This is a genomic window from Demequina pilifera (genome assembly GCF_048814985.1).
In the GTDB taxonomy this organism is placed as follows: Bacteria; Actinomycetota; Actinomycetes; order Actinomycetales; family Demequinaceae; genus Demequina.
Genome location: NZ_JBMDTW010000005.1, coordinates 250525 through 265777, shown reverse-complemented (window position 1 = coordinate 265777; position 15253 = coordinate 250525). Strand labels below are relative to the sequence as shown.

Here is a 15253-nt window from a genome sequence, read left to right as displayed (position 1 = left end):
AAAGCAGCATTAGCGTGAGACACGAGAACCTCCGGGTTAAGAGCGAAGAACTAGACAGCTCCACTCTGCCCGGAGGTTCTCCTCATCGCCCGGAACTCAAACAACGTCCCTGGGCACTACAGCTAGCCGAGCACCTCCGGCAGCTCCGCCCGCTCACCGAGCACGTGCTGCGAGAGGAACGCGAACACCGTCTCGTACCAGACCACCGCGTGCTGAGGCTTCAGGATCCAGTGGTTCTCGTCCGGGAAGTACAGGAACCGGTGGTCCATGGTGCCGTCGGGCGCCGCGAAGCGCTCGGCGAGTTCGGCCCAAAGCCGCAGCCCCTCGCCGATGGGCACGCGATAGTCCTTGTCGCCGTGGATCACCAGCATGGGCGACGTGATCGCATCCACGAAGTGGTGGGGCGAATGCTCGACCATCGCCTCTGGCGTGAAGATGGACTGCCAGTAGTCCGCGTGATCCGTGGTGGGGCTGAACTGGTCGAGCGACCACAGCGCCGCGTGCGTCACGATCGCGTCGAAGCGGTGGGTGTGGCCCGCGATCCAGTTCGCCATGTAGCCGCCGAACGACCCGCCCATCGCGGCCGTGCGCGCGCCGTCGATCTCGGGGCGTGCCTCCACCGCATCGGTGATGGTCAGCAGGTCCGTGTAGGGCTTGTGACCCCAGCTGTTCCACCCGCGCGCGATGAAGTCGAGCCCATAGCCGGTCGACAGCGCCGGGTCGGGCAGCAGCACCGCGTACCCCCGGGCGACCGCGAGCGCGGGGCTCCATCGCCACGACCACTGGTTCCAGGAGTTCAGCGGTCCGCCGTGGATCCACAGCAGCAGCGGGGCCGGGGATGCGGCCGATGCGCCAGGCGGGGTGAGCAGCCACGCTCGCACCCGCGTTCCGTCCTCGGCGGTCGCGTCCACATCGGTGAGCTCCGCGTTCACCGCCGGGGCCGGGGCGGGGTTCGCGAGGCGCGTCACCGCTCCGTCAGAACTGATGCGCACGGGGTGCGCCGGCTCGAGCATCGTGGCGCGCAGGGCCACCAGTCCGGCGCCCGTCCGGTCGACGGCGACCGCCGAGTACGCGGCATCGTCGGTGGTGATCTGAGTGACCTCGCCCGTGGTGACGTCGATGCTGAACACCGGGCAGCGGCCGTCGTGGTCCGCCGTGACGATCAGCGCCGAGCCGTCCGCCGAGAACGCGGTGGACGCGGCCCAGCGGTCCCACTCTGCCGCGATCTGGCGGGCACCCGAGCCGTCCAGGTTCGCGATCCACAGTTCCTGGTCGGCGGGACCCACGGGGGTCGACTTCGCGCCGCGCCCGTACGCCAGCGTGGTCCCGTCGGGGCTGATGACGGGGCTCACGAAGTCGATGCCCTCCTCGTCGGCCAGCACCGTGTGCGCGCCGCTCGCGACGTCGATCGACACCAGCCGCGAGCGCGACGAGCGTCCCACGGGCACCTGCAGCGCGGCGATCACAGTGGCGCCGTCGGGGCTGACCGCCACCCCCCTGTCGCCGGTGCTGCGGCCAGGCTTGGGCGTCAGGTCCCGCGGGCGGGGCAGCGTCTCCGGGTACGGCGTGGTGGCGTCCGCGTCGCCATTCGCGCCGTCACCCTCCACTGAGTCCGCCTTCGGCGAGGCGGCCGATGCGCGCGCCACTTCCGTCGGCGCACTCGCCAGGTCCAGGGCGAGCAGGTGGGGTTCGGCCGGGCCGAGGTCGTGATCCCAGTCGCGGATCGGGTACGACGAGTGCAGGATCGCATTCACCTTGCCCTTGGTGCGGGCCGCGCGAATGCGGGCGTCGTCCTCGAGCGAATCCGCAGAGGGCATGAGGTCCGCGCCCAGAACTGCGGCGTTCGCGTCGGCCGCCACGGCGGCAATGCCGGACACCCCGCCTGCCAGTCGCGAGATGCAGCGGGCCTCCCCGCCGCGCGCCGGGAGAAGCCACAGCTGCGGCTTCTCGTCCTCCCCCTCAGCGCCCGCATCGGGCCGCGTGGAGGTGAACAGCACGTCGCCGGCGGCCGTGAACACTGCTCCTGCCTCCCCCTTTGCGGAGCGAGTGAGCCGCACCGGGTCGCCGGTTGCGCCGGGTGTGGCGGGCACCTCCCAGAGCGCGCGCTCGTAGGCGGTGGCGTCCTTGTTGAGGGTCGCCACGGTGAGCACGGCTCGGGAGCCGTCGGGCGACAGCGCGAGGCCGTCGATGCGGGGAATGGCGATGAAGTCGGTGAGGGATTCGTAAGGTTCGGTCACCGCTCCACCGTAATCGGGCGACGGCCGTGCGTGCGCCAGCGAGCGCATCGGCCGCCTGCCTGTCCCCGCCGCGCACCTACCGCCCGCACCTGCCACCCACTCATCTCCCGCAAGTGTCGATTTTTGCTCGGTTCTCGGGTCAGAAGCGCACAGAAATCGACACTTGCCCGAGCGGGGAGGGCGGGGCGAGCGGGGCTAGCGGGGCGAGCGGGGAGGGCAGGGAGGGTGGGGCGACGGCGAGCGCGGGGCAGGCAGGAGGGGGAAGCGACGGCGAGCGGGGAGTCAACCCAGCAGTTCGGCGACCGCCCACCAGGCCGCGGCTGCCGCGGCCAGGACCCCAATCAGCACGAACACGTGGTTCGCCCACAGGTCGGAGCGCCGCACGCTCGCGGCGATGGCGAGGGAGACCGCGATGACTGCCACGCCGATCAACGAGGCGCGCACATCGGCGGTGATGCCGTCCTCGCCGTTGAATCCGGGCAGGGTGGCGCCCATCATCAGCACCGATGCGATGATGATCAGCCCCACCGCTGTGCCCACGCCGCCAATGGCCCACGCCGTCGCCCTCATGCGGCTCACGCTAGCGGCTCACGCAGGGGCCCCGCACGCACACGCCCAAACGCGGCGGGTTAGCATCGGAACATGGCTGACTCGACACTGACTCGCAAGATCGCCGCTGCGGTGGTCGCGACATGCACGGGCTTGGCCCTGAGCGCGTGCGCCTCCACCGGAAACGATGACGTGGTGGACCTCGGCACGGGCAACAACGCGCCGGCTGCACCGCCCGACTCCACCGGGGACTCGCAGCAGCAGGCCCTGAGCATTCCCGTCTCCGCCTTCGACTACGGCTACGAGCTCGTGGCACCCGTCGACGCGGGCACCTACACGTTCGAGCTGACCAACGACGGCGACATGCAGCACGACCTCGTGATCGAGGGACAGGGCGTCAGCGGCGGCACCGCCATCATCGGCTCCGGCGCCACGGACTCGTTCACCGTGGATCTCGAGCCTGGCACCTACACGCTCTACTGCTCGGTCGGCACGCACCGCTCGCAGGGCATGGAGTTCACCTTCACGGTCGCGTAGGTCCCGACTTCGCTGGCGCCACCGATTCGCGCTCGTCGTAGCGCAGGTCCAGCCAGCGGTCGACTGCGACCACCAGACCGAGCACCACGATTCCCACGCACGCGCCTGCCAGCACGTCCGACAAGAAGTGATAGCCCAGGTAGAGCCGGGTACCGCCCACGAGGGCGATGAGCAGCAGCGAGCCCAGCGCCCACCACAGTGCAGCGCGCATCCCTCCCCGCCGATGCCACAGCAGGTACGCCGTCACGAGCACCAGCGTCGCGGCGCCGGTCGTGTGGCCCGACGGAAACGAGTATGAGGTCTCGTACCCCGGGACCGTCTGGAAGCCCTCCTCCGGGCGCGCACGCGCGACCATCATCTTGGCCAGCATCGAGATGCCCGTCGCCAGCACCATCGCCCCCGCGAGCAGGAGCGGGTCGCGCCACGTCCTCGTGCGCCACACCCAGAACGCGCAGCCGATCACGATCAGGATCGGCAGCACCACGGGGCCGAACGTCTGGGTGATCACCGTCATCACCGTCGTCAGCCACTCGAGCCGGTTGTCGACGAGCCACTCGATGAGCGGCTCGTCTGCCGCCTCGATGATGTCGTTGTCGAGCACCTCGTCGAGCACCGCGAAGAATCCCCACACCCCCAAGGCGACGAGCAGCAGGCCGGGCACGACGACGCGTACCGGCACGGGCAGCTTCATCCAGGCGTCTCGGATCATCCACTCAGCCTAAGCGGACCGCTTTCGCCCGAACTCCCAAGCCGGCCCGAGCATCGGCCGTCGGGGCTGTTCACACCCCGGTACCCCGGGAGCTGCCGGCACACCGCCAGCCGCCGCAAGTGTCGAAGTGCGTGCAGTATCGGGCCCGAAACTGCACGCATCTCGACACTTGCGGGCGAAGGGAGGGCCGCAGGAGGCGAAGGGAGGGGCGCAGGAGGCGAAGGGGCGCGGGGGCGCAGGAGGCGAAGGGGCGCGGGGGCGCGGGCACCGAGGGGGCGGGGGTCGGGGCGCCCTGCCGCGCTACCCCCGGAGGTCGCGCGCGCGGTAGGCCGCCATCCCCACCGCGACCAGCGCCGCGGCGACACCAATCAGCAGCGCCAGATGCCACCACGTCATGCCGACCTCGAGCGGGTTGCCGTGCGCGTAGTAGTAGAAGGGCGAGACGCGTGCCCAGTCCGCCACGTCGGGGTTCACGGGCACAAAGCTGTTGATGCCCCAGCCCACCACGGCGACCCCGGTCCCGGCGCCGATGGCCGCGGTCGCCCGCCCCGTGATCGCCCCTGCGGCGAAGGCGACGGAGCCGAGCAGCATGCCCAGTCCCGCGAGCAGCGCTCCCGCCGCGGCGATGTGGGCGACGTTCATCCCCAGGCCGGCGATGGCGTTGCCGCCCGCCACGCCCGCGAACAGCGCCACGCCCGCGATGATCGACCCGACCGCGATCGCGGCGGCCTTGCGCAGCGCGATCGACGTGCGCGGCACCGGCATCGCGGCCAGGACGCCGATGGTGCGCCGCTTCTCCTCGCCCGCGAGCGCCGCACCGGCGTTGATCGCGATCACGGCCACCGCGACAGGCGCGACGATGCTCATGGCCTCGCCGAAGTACCAGCCCTCGGGGGTCGAGAAGTCGGCGAAGCCCACCATCGCGAGGATCGAATCGGGCATCGCGTCGACGACGTCGCCGATCTCCCCGCTGACCGCGCTGAACATCGGCCCGAGCACCAGCGCCTGGAAGGCCAGCGCCCCGCAGGCCACGAGCAGGTAGGGGCGCAGGTCGGTCAGCGCCTTGGAGGCGATCCCCCGGGTGGAGCCGCGGCCGGCGAGTATCGACACGATGCGCCCCACGCGCGGGTCCTCGCGCAGCCGCTCCAGTATGGGAGTGCGCGCGGCACCCGCACCGAGGTCGCGGCGGTTGACCCCCCACCACGCGGCGGCGACCAGGGCCGCGGTCAGCGCCAGCAGCACCAGCAGCGGCGGCCAGTCCACGCCGTTCGTCATGGGCTGCGACCCGCTGATCCAGTACCAGGGCGACGCCTTCGCCCAGTTCTCGAGGCCGTCGAACAGCGGCAACAGACCTGACACCAGGAAGGACAGCACGATCAGCCCCACGCCTACGCCCGATGCGAGGGCCCGGTTGCCCGTCCACGCCCCCAGGGCGAGGGCAAGGGAGGCGAAGAACAGGCACACGACGAGCAGGTGCACGGTCGCGGCGGCGAGGTTCATGGAGCCGATGTCCGTGTCCGCGAGCGCGGCCGCGCCCACGTACGAGGCGGATGCCGCGACGCCTGCGATCACCACGATCGTCGCGGCGGCGAGCGCCTTCGAGCGCAGCAGCCGGGTGCGGCTGCGGGGCATGGTGCCCAGCACGTTCATGGTGCCGGCCGACTCCTCGCCCGCGATCGCGGCGGCGCCCATCGAGATGCCGATCCCCGCGATCACGAACGGACCCAGGAAGTTGAAGAGGTTGCCGAGCATGAGCCCGGCCGCGCCCGCATCGGCCGTGATGCCCAGCAGCGAGAGGTAGGCGGGCGGCATCTGGGAGATGAAGTCGACCACGTCGTCCCCCATGCCGGCGTACGCCCAGATGCCCATCCAGGCGATCGCGAACAGCGACGCGACGCCGATCGCGGCGCCCAGCCAGCGGTCGCGCAGACTCTTGAGGTAGACGGTGCGCAGCATCACGCCGCCCTGCCGTCGTCCGGCTCGCGGCGGTCGTCGGGCTGGTCGGGGTCGTCGCCCGCCGCCTCGACCTCGTCGCGGTAGAACTCGAGGAAGATCTGGTCGAGGTCGACGCTCGCGGAGGACACGGACAGCACGTCGTGCTCGGTCGCGACCGCGAGCAGCGGCGCCATCGACCCCTCGTACTGCGCGCTGACGGTGGGGCCGTCGACGGTGACATCGCGGACGCCTTCGATCCCCTCGAATGCGCGCGCGGGCACGGCGTCGCCGAACTCGAGCGTGATGCGCCGCAGCGCCTTGTCCTGCAGCTCGGCCATCCTCTCGACCGCGATCAGGTGGCCGCGCCGGATGAAGGCCACCCGGTCCGCCACCCGCTCGACCTCGCTGATGGTGTGGGACGACAGGAAGACGGTGCCCCCCGCATCGGCCATCTCGCGCAGCAGGGTGTGGAACTCGAGCTGCACCAGCGGGTCGAGCCCGGTGATGGGCTCGTCGAGGATGACGACCTCGGGTGAGTGCATGAAGGCGAGCACGATGCCCAGCTTCTGGCGGTTGCCCGACGAGTACTCGCCGACCTTCCGGGACAGGTCAGCATCCAGGCGTTCCGACAGCTCGTCCACGCGAGCCCGGTCCACGCCGCCACGCAGGCGACCCAGGTACTCGACGGTCTGGCGGCCCGTGAGGCCGGGCCACAACGCGAGGTCCGACGGCAGGAAGCCGATGCGGCGGTGGATCTCCACGGCATCGCGCCTGCTGTCGAGGCCCTGCACCCGGCAGTGACCCGAGGTGGGGCGGATGAGGTCGAGGATCGCGCGGATCGTGGTCGACTTGCCCGCGCCGTTGGGGCCGAGGAAGCCGAAGATCTCGCCCGGGTGGATGTCGAAGCTCACATCGTCCACCGCGGTGAAGTGACCGAACTTCTTGGTGAGGCCATCGACCTCGATGGCAGGGGTCTGAGTCATGATGCTTCCTTCCTGAGGAACTCCTCAAGCCGCTTCGAGAGCAGCGGCCACTCGTGCTCGAAGAACCGCACCATCTGCTCGAGCGACGCGATGCGGTCGTGGCGGGTGGCGGGCATCACCGCGATTCCCGCGTCCGCGAGCTCGCGCAGCCCCGCGATGCGACGATCCTCGGAGCCGATGAGCCGCACCCACATGTCCTGCGGCAGCTGGTAGAAGTGCGTCCGCACCCCCATGCGCCGCACCTTCTCCACCATCTCCACGCCCGCGAGCGTGCGCAGCTGGGTGGACACGGTCCCGGCGGACAGGCCAAGCGCCGATGCGATCTCGGCTTGGGTCTGCGCGGCGGGTTCGCACACGGTCAGGTAGCCGAGGATGGCGCCGGCGGCGTGGCCGAGACCGCCGGCCTGCCAGAAGTTGGCGACCTGCTCGACGTAGGCGAGCCGTTCGGGCGTGAGGCCGTCGGGCATGGGCGCGTCAGTCATGATTTCAGTTGTATCTGAAATCGGTGAAACTGTCCATCATCCGTGCGGATGATCCGCAAGCAGCCTGGGAGCCGAGGGGGTGGTCGCGCGCCCGGGGCCATGCCACGATGGGCACATGCATGACGGCACCCAGGCTGACAGCCTCGACAAGACCGCGGCGGGGCCGGTGCCCGTCCGGGACACGACGCCCCCCACGAGCGGGGCGATCGCGACCGCGGACGCTGGGGTCGGGGAACTGCACGACGACGACGTGGACGGCGTCGACCCGGCAGACCAGCTGCCGGGGGATCGCTACCTGGACCGCGAGCTGTCGTGGCTCGCCTTCAACGAGCGGGTGCTCGAGCTCGCCGAGGACCAGGCGACCCCGCTGCTCGAGCGCGCCCGGTTCCTCGCGATCTTCGCGTCCAACCTCGACGAGTTCTTCATGGTGCGCGTGGCGGGCCTCAAGCGCCGCATCGCGGCCGGCTTCGCCGTGCCGAGCGCCACCGGCATGAGCCCCACCCGGCTCGTCGAGGCGCTGACGGACCGCGCCCACCACCTCATGGACCGTCACGCCGACGTCTTCGAGGACCAGGTGCTGCCGCAGCTGCAGGAGCAGGGCATCCACCTGGTGCACATCGAGAACCTCGAGGAGAACGAGCGCGAGCGGCTGCGCAAGCTGTTCCGCTCCGACATCTTCCCCGTGCTGACGCCGCTCGCCGTCGACCCTGCGCACCCGTTCCCATACATCTCCGGGCTGTCGCTGAACCTCGCGGTGGAGCTGCGCGATCCCGAATCGCTCAAACAGTTCTTTGCGCGCGTGAAGGTGCCGGAGACACTGCCCCGTTTCCTGAGCGTCGACTCGGCGGGCAAGGCCGCCCAGGTGACGGACGCATCGGCGCTGTCGGACGAGCCGCGCAGCTTCGTGCCGCTCGAGGACGTCATCGCGGAGCACCTCGACTACCTGTTCCCGGGCATGGAGGTGATCAGCAGCTACACCTTCCGCGTGACCCGCAACGAGGACGTCGAGGTCGAGGAGGACGACGCCGAGAACCTCCTCAAGGCCATGGAGCGCGAGCTGCTGCGCCGCCGGTTCGGCCCCGCCGTCCGGCTCGAGGTGGCACAGGACCTGCCGATCCACCTGCGCGATCTGCTGGTGCGCGAGCTCGGCATCACGGAGCACGACGTGTTCCACCTGCCCGCGCCGCTGGATCTGACCGGCCTCAACGTGATCGCGGACCTGGACCGTCCCAAGCTGCAGTTCCCCGCGTTCCGGCCCACGACTCACCACCAGCTCGCGCCGGTCGAGACCGCGGATGAGCAGAACGTGTTCGACGCGATCCGCCGCGGCGACATCCTGCTGCACCACCCGTACGACTCGTTCTCGACGTCGGTGCAGGCCTTCCTGTCGCAGGCCGCGCTCGACCCCAAGGTGCTGGCGATCAAGCAGACGCTGTACCGCACGTCCGGCGACAGCCCCATCGTGGACGCGCTCATCGAGGCCGCGCGCAACGGCAAGCAGGTGCTCGCGCTGGTCGAGATCAAAGCGCGGTTCGATGAGCAGCAGAACATCGGCTGGGCCCGCAAGCTCGAGAAGGCCGGCGTGCACGTGGTGTACGGGCTGGTGGGCCTCAAGACGCACTGCAAGCTGTCGCTCGTGGTGCGTCAGGAGGACGAGGGGCTGGTGCGCTACTGCCACGTCGGCACCGGCAACTACCACCCCAAGACCGCGCGCCTGTACGAGGACTACGGCCTGCTCACCAACGACTCCGAGGTCGGGGCGGACCTCACCAAACTGTTCAACCAGCTGTCCGGCTACGCGCCCAAGGCGAAGTTCAAGCGCCTCATCGTGGCGCCCACCGGCGTGCGCATCGGCCTGATCGAGCGGATCGAACGCGAGGCCGAGAACGCCCGCGCGGGCAAAGAGGCGTGGGTCAAGTTCAAGCTCAACTCGATCGTCGACGAGAAGACCATCGACGCCCTGTACCGCGCCTCGCAGGCCGGCGTGAAGGTGGACCTGGTGGTGCGCGGGATCTCCGCGCTCCGGCCGGGAGTGCCGGGGCTCAGCGAGAACATCCGGGTGCGGTCCGTGCTGGGCCGGTTCCTCGAGCATTCCCGGGTGTTCGCCTTCGCCAACGACGGCGACCCCGAGATCTTCCTGGGGTCCGCGGACCTGATGCACCGCAACCTCGACCGCCGCATCGAGGCGCTGATCTCGATCGTCGCGCCCCATCAGAAGGAGTTCCTGGTCGAGAACATCCAGATGGCGATGTCGCCCGAGTTCTCCGCGTGGGAGCTCGGCGAGGACGGGGTGTTCACGCGCACCACCGAGGATGCCGACGGCCGTCGCCTCAAGGACGTCCAGGCCACCTACATCAAGCGCCAGCCCAGGCGGAGGGCCAAGCGGAAGTGAAGCGCTACCCCCCAGGGACCGTGATCGCGGCCGGGGCGCTGATCTGGCGCGTCCGCGACGGCGAGCTGCAGGTGCTGGCAGTGCATCGCCCCCGCTACGACGACTGGTCGTGGCCCAAGGGAAAGCTCGATGCGGGCGAGACGCTGCCCGCCTGCGCGATCCGCGAGGTCGCGGAGGAGACCGGCAAGCAGGTGATCCTCGGCCAGCCCCTGCCCACGCTCCGCTACCCCACCGGCGGCAAGACCAAGGTGGTCAAGTACTGGGCCGCGCACATCGCGTCGGAGGGCTCCGCGGCCGTGAAGGCACGGCCCAAGTACAAGGACGCGCCCAAGCACGAGATCGACAAGAAGCGCTGGCTCACGGTCGACGAGGCCCGCGCCAAGATCACGTTCAAGGACGACCTGCGGCCGCTCGAGGTGCTCGTCGAGGCCTACCGCAACGACCGGCTCGAGACGCGCGCCTTCGTGCTCGCCCGGCACGCCCGCGCCAAGCGGCGCAAGGCGTGGGAGGGCAACGACCTCGACCGACCCATCACCAAGGCCGGCCGCGCTCGAGCGCAGCAGCTGGTGCCGCTGTTCGCGGCCTTCGGGATCAAGCACATCGACTCGTCACCCGCGGCGCGCTGCGTCCAGACAGTCGAGCCCTACGCCGAGGCCGCCGGCCTGAAGGTCAAGAGCTTCAGGGCCCTCACCGAACCCGGCCATGCCGCCAAGCCGCTGTCGACCGCATCGGTGTTCGTGAACCTGCTGGGCAAGACCACCAGCCGGGTCGTGAGCGTGCACCGGCCCACGCTGCCCACCATCGTCGAGATGGTCCGCGCGGCGACGCGGCCGTACACGCGCGGCGCGCTGCCGCGCAAGAATCCGTACCTGCCCGCGGGCGGCGTGCTCGTGGCGCACGTGCTCGACACGGACTCCGGGCCGCGGGTCACGGCGATCGAGACCCACCTGCTGCAGGTGCATCCCTAGCGGTCGAACCGGACGCGTGCGCGGGCCGCTCCCGTCTCGCTTCCACGCGCGACCGGCCGACCGGACCAACTCAGTCGCGCTGCGCGCAGGCGTGCTCAGCGCGAGCGGAGCGACTCAGTTGATCCGGCTCGTCGGCGCGGCGACGGCGGGCGCAAGGGCGAGGCAGGCGGCGGGCGCGACCAGGCAGGCGGCCGGAGCCGCAGAAGAAGGGGGGCGACATCGGACTGGGAGCGCCAGTCGGCGCGAAGGCCGCTCGTGGCGGCTTGATTTGGAGCCCGGGGCTACCGCAGTCCGATGTCTACGCCCACTCTACGCCTCTCGCGCCGGACCTCAACTCCCGTCGACACCCGTCCTGGAGGCCCTCCCGCGGACGCCGCGTCCTGGATACCCGTGCCGATGGTTCGAGCGGTCATGCGGCCGATGCGCGGGCCGGGTCGGACGCGTCAGTCCAGCCGGTCTGGTGAGCCGAGCCGGACCAGTCGGTCCAGCCGGACCGGTCAGTCCAACCGATCTTCGCGCCACATCGCGGCGCAGCGCTCGAGGTCCTCGCCCGTGCGCAGCAGCTGAGCGGCTCGCACCGAGGTCTCGTGGGCGCGGCGATCGTTGTGGCCATCGTCCGACTCGGCCTCGTAGGCGGCGCCGGTCGCGACCACGCGGCAGAACGCCCCGGCGCGCTCGAGCGCCACGGCCAGATCGCCGGAGAACACTCCCGACAGCACCGAGTCCGCGAGCGCCTGCACCTCGTGGGGACCGGGAGGGTCCTCGACACCGGCGATGGCGTGGCGCACGTGCGCCGCGTGCACGCCGTGGTGATACGAGCGGGCGACGGCGCGGGGCTCGTGCTTGACCCACTCGCGCAGCATGTAGATGCGCCATAGCGCGCCGGGCAGGGTGTGGGCGCCGGCCTTCGACCACATCATGGCGACGGTGTCGATGCCCTCCTCGTCCACGAGCCGCACCAGGCGCTGCGTGAGCTCGGGATCCTGCGCCGCGCGCGCCTGCGACACCAGCGCGAGCGCGGTCTCGTGGGCGATCAGGCCGCGATCAGCGGGATCGATGTCCCCCTCGATCTGCTCGGCCTCCTCCATGTCCAGCATGGCGGGGCGGCGAAAGCGCGGCTCGACCAAGGTCAGGAGTCCTGCGTGGTCTCGGCGTCCGCGCCCTGAGCCTCGCGCGCATCGGCCTGCTGGCCGCCGTCCTCGAAGGTGAGGGACACGGAGTTGATGCAGAACCGGTCGCCGGTGGGGGTCTGCGGAGCGTCCTTGAAGACGTGGCCCAGGTGCGAGTCGCACGTGGCGCAGCGCACCTCGGTGCGGATCATGCCCAGCGACGCGTCCTCACTGAGGGTGACCGCATCGTTCTCGGCCGTGAAGAAGGAGGGCCAGCCGCAGTGAGAGTCGAACTTGGTGTCGGAGCGGAACAGCTCGGCACCGCAGGCACGGCACCGGTAGACGCCGTCACGGGCATTGTCGAGCAGCTCCCCGGTCCAGGGGCGCTCGGTGCCGGCTTCGCGGAGCACGTGGAACTCGTCGGGGTTGAGCTCCGCGCGCCACTCGGCGTCGGTCTTCTCGATGCGAGGTGTCATGAGGTGTCCCTTCGGATTGGCTCCGTGCCTGTCAGCGTACGCCGCTGCCGCCCCGGTCTTGGCACACGTGGCGCCCGGCCGTCGAGGGGGGATCGGACCGGGCGCCGCGTGCTCTGACCACAAAGCTCCTGCGCGGCTTCTCGCCGTGACAGGTCACGTGATGACAGACGCTGACGAGGGCGATTTTGTTCCCTGCACACGCACGTGCTTGCGGGATCCGGAGTGCCGGCGACCGCATCGGCCGGACCGCGTTCCCGGACGCCTGCATGCCAGACTGGCGCGGTGACCGACGCCTCCCAGCCCGCCCGCGATCCGGCGCGGGCGTTCCTGCGCATCGGCGTCGCGCAGTGGCGCGACGTCTGGACCGGGATCCGCGCGATAGCCCCGCTGATGCCGGGAGCGGCCGTGTTCGGAATGGCCTTCGGCGCGCTCATCCAAGTGGTGGGGCTGCCCGGCTGGCTGGCCCCGTACGCGAGCTCCACGGTCACGGCAGGCGCGAGCCAGATCGCGATCGTCGAGGCCCTGCGCCAAGGCGCCCCCGCCGTCATCGCGATCATCACGGCGCTGGTCATCAATGCTCGCCTCGCGCTGTACTCCGCAGCACTCGCACCGGTGTTCTCCGCGTTCCCCATGCGCTGGCGGCTTGGCCTCGCGTACCTCATGACCGACCAGTCCGCCGCGGTGTCGGTGCTGAAGGCCGGGGAGTGGCCCGACGCCGTGCGCAGGCGGTGGTTCATCCTGGGCGTCTCGGGCCCGTTCGTGGTCGTGTGGATTCTCGGCACCGCGGCCGGCGTCGTCCTCGGCCCCGTCATCCCCGAGTCGTGGCAGATCGGCTTCATCGTGCCGCTGATGTTCATCGCGGTGCTGGTGCCGGCGCTGACCACGTGGCCCGCGGTCGCGGCGGCGGGGATCTCGATCGCGGTGGTGCTCGCTCTCAAGGACGTGCCGTATGGGCTCAACGTGCTGATCGGCGCCCTCGTGGGAATCGGCCTGGGCGCCCTGGTGCCCGACCGGCGCGGCCCATCGCAGGAGGCCGCGCCATGATGACCGCGTTCCTCGTCTTCACCATCGCCGCCGTCGGCACGTACGCGATCCGCATCTCCGGGATCGTGCTGCTGGGCGGCGACCGCGAGCTCCCGCCACGCGTGCGCAAGGCCCTGTCGCTGGTCGCCCCGGCGGCGATGGCCGCGATCGTCGCGAACGCGCTGTTCCTGGACCAGACCGAGTGGCGCGGCTTCGGCGCGTGGCACCTCGCGGCCGTGGTCGCGGTGGGCGTCGCGCTGTGGAAGAGGTCCATGGGCTGGACGCTGCTGGCCGGCTCCGCGGCGTTCGCGGCGCTGCTGCTCGCCGGTCTCTAGCCACTCTTCCTGCGCGCCAGCAGGGTCTCAGTGCCCAAAACGGCCGTTTTTGGGCAGTGAGCACCTCGTGGGGCGCGGCGCGGGGGGTGGGGCGGGGCGCGGCGCGGCGACGCAACACGGCGCGGCAGTTCAGTGGAGCGCGGCGTCCGGCTCGGAGCGCCGATGCCCCACGAACCTCACCACCAAGCCCGCCCGGGTAGGTGCGCAGCAGAACAACCCCGCCCGCGCATCGGCCGTGGGAGACAGGGGCGCGACGCGCACCAGGCGCCACGGCTCGTCGCCGGCCCGCGCGCGGACGGTGATCGCGTCCCCGTCGCGCGAGGCGCGGATCGTGATCTCGCGTCCCACCCACTCGGGCACGGGAGCGACCGACCAGTCCGAGACCCCGCGCGTGACGACGGCGCCCACCTGCGGTGAGCCGTCGGACACCTCCACGCCCGCCTTGATCCACGTCGACTCGTCGACCCGGATCATGACCCCCGCCTGGTCGAACTGCTGGTCGTAGTCGAGCACGAACGTCACCTCGATCGCCTCGCGCGCACCCAGCGGGGCGAGCAGCGCGTGCGCGTCGTCGTGGACGAACCCGTACGAGGTGGTGCGCCACGCATCCGACTCCTCGCGGGCCTCGACCAGCAGCTCGCCGCCCGCCGTCCACTCCGCGCGGACGGGCTCCGTGGTCCACTCGCCGTCCCGCACCAACTCCTGGAGATTCATACGGCCAGGCTACGGCTCGCGGCGCAGGCCGCGCGGCAATAGTGTCGAATCCGCGCCGTCCCGTTCGTGGAGTGAGCGAGGGCGCGACGGACGCGTCACAGAAGGGAGCACCATGACCGAATACCTGCTGAGCGTTCATCACGATTACTCGAAGCCGCTGTTCGACTCCGATATGGATGTCAAGGCGATGTTCCGCGACACTGCCGCCTTCAACGACGAGGCCGAGGCGGCTGGCATCTACGTCTTCGCAGGCGGCCTCGAGGCGCCGGACAGCGCGACCACCGTGCACGTGCGCGAGGGCGAGACGCTCACGACGGATGGCCCGTTCGCGGAGGCGAGGGAGCGCATTGGCGGATTCTGGGTGCTGCAGCTGCCCGACCTCGACGCGGCGCTCGCGTGGGCGGCCAAGGCCTCCGCGGCGTGCCGGGGCCCGGTCGAGGTGCGCCCCTTCCAGGGCGAGTGACATGACCCGCTACGCCCTGCTGGTGCATGACCGCGACGACAGCGATCCACCCCCGGCGGAACGCATGGCCGAATTCGCCGAGCGCGTGAGCACCCTCGAGGCGGACATGTCCCGCGATGGAGTGTGGGTGTTCGGCATGGGCCTGTCCCCCGCGCCTCAGGCCTCCGTCGTGACGGCCGATGCGCTGGTCACCGACGGCCCATTCGCGGAGTCGCGCGAGCATGTGGCGGGAATCTGGGTGGTCGAGGTCCCGGATCTCGCCACGGCACACGCCTGGGCTGCGCGCACGGCTGAGGCGTGCGGCGCTCCCATCGAGGTGCGCCCGCTTCACGGCGCGTAGC

Annotated in this window: 16 protein-coding genes; 7 read left to right on the top strand and 9 right to left on the bottom strand. The window is 70.8% G+C overall.

What is annotated here, in order from left to right:
- Positions 1–122: 122 nt before the first annotated feature.
- The gene (locus ACNI14_RS11170; protein WP_420520114.1) at positions 123–2285 is read right to left on the bottom strand and encodes a S9 family peptidase; all 2163 of its coding nucleotides are present in this window, start codon (positions 2283–2285) and stop codon (positions 123–125) included.
- Between the two features lie 234 nt (positions 2286–2519).
- The gene (locus tag ACNI14_RS11165) at positions 2520–2807 is read right to left on the bottom strand and encodes a hypothetical protein (RefSeq protein ID WP_420520113.1); all 288 of its coding nucleotides are present in this window, start codon (positions 2805–2807) and stop codon (positions 2520–2522) included.
- A 72-nt stretch (positions 2808–2879) separates the two neighbouring features.
- Here ACNI14_RS11165 and ACNI14_RS11160 point away from each other — a divergent pair, with 72 nt between their 5' ends.
- A complete protein-coding gene (locus ACNI14_RS11160; protein ID WP_420520112.1) occupies positions 2880–3323 on the top strand; it encodes a cupredoxin domain-containing protein in 444 nt (147 codons plus the stop codon).
- Here ACNI14_RS11160 and ACNI14_RS11155 read toward each other — a convergent pair.
- The 4 genes from ACNI14_RS11155 to ACNI14_RS11140 form a co-directional block, all read right to left on the bottom strand.
- Positions 3310–4032 carry a phosphatase PAP2 family protein gene (locus ACNI14_RS11155; RefSeq protein ID WP_420520111.1) on the bottom strand — a complete coding sequence of 241 codons (723 nt, stop codon included), beginning with the start codon at positions 4030–4032 and terminating at the stop codon, positions 3310–3312. The genes ACNI14_RS11160 and ACNI14_RS11155 overlap by 14 nt on opposite strands.
- Before the next feature lie 300 nt (positions 4033–4332).
- Entirely contained in the window at positions 4333–5988 is a 1656-nt protein-coding gene (locus tag ACNI14_RS11150) for an efflux permease Rv1217c-related protein (RefSeq protein WP_420520110.1), read from the bottom strand.
- Complete coding sequence (locus ACNI14_RS11145; protein WP_420520109.1) at positions 5988–6950, bottom strand: ABC transporter ATP-binding protein; 963 nt, start codon at positions 6948–6950, stop codon at positions 5988–5990. Before ACNI14_RS11145 ends, ACNI14_RS11150 begins: the two co-directional genes overlap by 1 nt.
- Positions 6947–7432: a GbsR/MarR family transcriptional regulator gene (locus ACNI14_RS11140; protein WP_420520108.1), complete on the bottom strand. Its 486-nt coding sequence runs from the start codon at positions 7430–7432 to the stop codon at positions 6947–6949. Before ACNI14_RS11140 ends, ACNI14_RS11145 begins: the two co-directional genes overlap by 4 nt.
- Positions 7433–7547: 115 nt before the next feature.
- Between ACNI14_RS11140 and ACNI14_RS11135 the strand changes: the two genes are divergently transcribed.
- Positions 7548–9824 (top strand): RNA degradosome polyphosphate kinase, encoded by a 2277-nt coding sequence (locus ACNI14_RS11135; protein ID WP_420520106.1) that lies wholly within the window; start codon positions 7548–7550, stop codon positions 9822–9824.
- Positions 9821–10792 carry an NUDIX hydrolase gene (locus tag ACNI14_RS11130; RefSeq protein WP_420520104.1) on the top strand — a complete coding sequence of 324 codons (972 nt, stop codon included), beginning with the start codon at positions 9821–9823 and terminating at the stop codon, positions 10790–10792. Before ACNI14_RS11135 ends, ACNI14_RS11130 begins: the two co-directional genes overlap by 4 nt.
- Positions 10793–11289: 497 nt before the next feature.
- Here ACNI14_RS11130 and ACNI14_RS11125 read toward each other — a convergent pair whose 3' ends face one another.
- Positions 11290–11919 (bottom strand): hypothetical protein, encoded by a 630-nt coding sequence (locus ACNI14_RS11125; RefSeq protein ID WP_420520103.1) that lies wholly within the window; start codon positions 11917–11919, stop codon positions 11290–11292.
- A 2-nt stretch (positions 11920–11921) separates the two neighbouring features.
- Positions 11922–12377, bottom strand: a complete 456-nt coding sequence (msrB, locus tag ACNI14_RS11120) for a peptide-methionine (R)-S-oxide reductase MsrB (RefSeq protein WP_420520101.1) — start codon at positions 12375–12377, stop codon at positions 11922–11924.
- 282 nt (positions 12378–12659) lie between these two features.
- Between msrB and ACNI14_RS11115 the strand changes: the two genes are divergently transcribed.
- A complete protein-coding gene (locus tag ACNI14_RS11115) occupies positions 12660–13421 on the top strand; it encodes an AzlC family ABC transporter permease (RefSeq protein ID WP_420520100.1) in 762 nt (253 codons plus the stop codon).
- A complete protein-coding gene (locus ACNI14_RS11110) occupies positions 13418–13735 on the top strand; it encodes an AzlD domain-containing protein (protein ID WP_420520099.1) in 318 nt (105 codons plus the stop codon). Before ACNI14_RS11115 ends, ACNI14_RS11110 begins: the two co-directional genes overlap by 4 nt.
- Before the next feature lie 129 nt (positions 13736–13864).
- Here the strand turns inward: ACNI14_RS11110 and ACNI14_RS11105 are convergent, their stop codons facing one another.
- Positions 13865–14449 (bottom strand): DUF1349 domain-containing protein, encoded by a 585-nt coding sequence (locus ACNI14_RS11105; RefSeq protein WP_420520098.1) that lies wholly within the window; start codon positions 14447–14449, stop codon positions 13865–13867.
- A gap of 112 nt (positions 14450–14561) precedes the next feature.
- Here ACNI14_RS11105 and ACNI14_RS11100 point away from each other — a divergent pair, with 112 nt between their 5' ends.
- A complete protein-coding gene (locus ACNI14_RS11100; RefSeq protein WP_420520096.1) occupies positions 14562–14912 on the top strand; it encodes a YciI family protein in 351 nt (116 codons plus the stop codon).
- A gap of 1 nt (position 14913) precedes the next feature.
- On the top strand, positions 14914–15252 hold the full coding sequence (locus ACNI14_RS11095; RefSeq protein WP_420520095.1) for a YciI family protein: 339 nt from the start codon (positions 14914–14916) through the stop codon (positions 15250–15252).
- Position 15253 lies beyond the last annotated feature (1 nt).

Bases quoted from the DNA above. Each gene is read 5' to 3' on its own strand.
- ACNI14_RS11170 (WP_420520114.1), bottom strand. From the start codon at position 2,285: ATGCGCTCGCTGGCGCACGCACGGCCGTCGCCCGATTACGGTGGAGCG.
- ACNI14_RS11165 (WP_420520113.1), bottom strand. From the start codon at position 2,807: ATGAGGGCGACGGCGTGGGCCATTGGCGGCGTGGGCACAGCGGTGGGG.
- ACNI14_RS11160 (WP_420520112.1), top strand. From the start codon at position 2,880: ATGGCTGACTCGACACTGACTCGCAAGATCGCCGCTGCGGTGGTCGCG.
- ACNI14_RS11155 (WP_420520111.1), bottom strand. From the start codon at position 4,032: ATGATCCGAGACGCCTGGATGAAGCTGCCCGTGCCGGTACGCGTCGTC.
- ACNI14_RS11150 (WP_420520110.1), bottom strand. From the start codon at position 5,988: ATGCTGCGCACCGTCTACCTCAAGAGTCTGCGCGACCGCTGGCTGGGC.
- ACNI14_RS11145 (WP_420520109.1), bottom strand. From the start codon at position 6,950: ATGACTCAGACCCCTGCCATCGAGGTCGATGGCCTCACCAAGAAGTTC.
- ACNI14_RS11140 (WP_420520108.1), bottom strand. From the start codon at position 7,432: ATGACTGACGCGCCCATGCCCGACGGCCTCACGCCCGAACGGCTCGCC.
- ACNI14_RS11135 (WP_420520106.1), top strand. From the start codon at position 7,548: ATGCATGACGGCACCCAGGCTGACAGCCTCGACAAGACCGCGGCGGGG.
- msrB (WP_420520101.1), bottom strand. From the start codon at position 12,377: ATGACACCTCGCATCGAGAAGACCGACGCCGAGTGGCGCGCGGAGCTC.
- ACNI14_RS11110 (WP_420520099.1), top strand. From the start codon at position 13,418: ATGATGACCGCGTTCCTCGTCTTCACCATCGCCGCCGTCGGCACGTAC.
- ACNI14_RS11105 (WP_420520098.1), bottom strand. From the start codon at position 14,449: ATGAATCTCCAGGAGTTGGTGCGGGACGGCGAGTGGACCACGGAGCCC.
- ACNI14_RS11100 (WP_420520096.1), top strand. From the start codon at position 14,562: ATGACCGAATACCTGCTGAGCGTTCATCACGATTACTCGAAGCCGCTG.
- ACNI14_RS11095 (WP_420520095.1), top strand. From the start codon at position 14,914: ATGACCCGCTACGCCCTGCTGGTGCATGACCGCGACGACAGCGATCCA.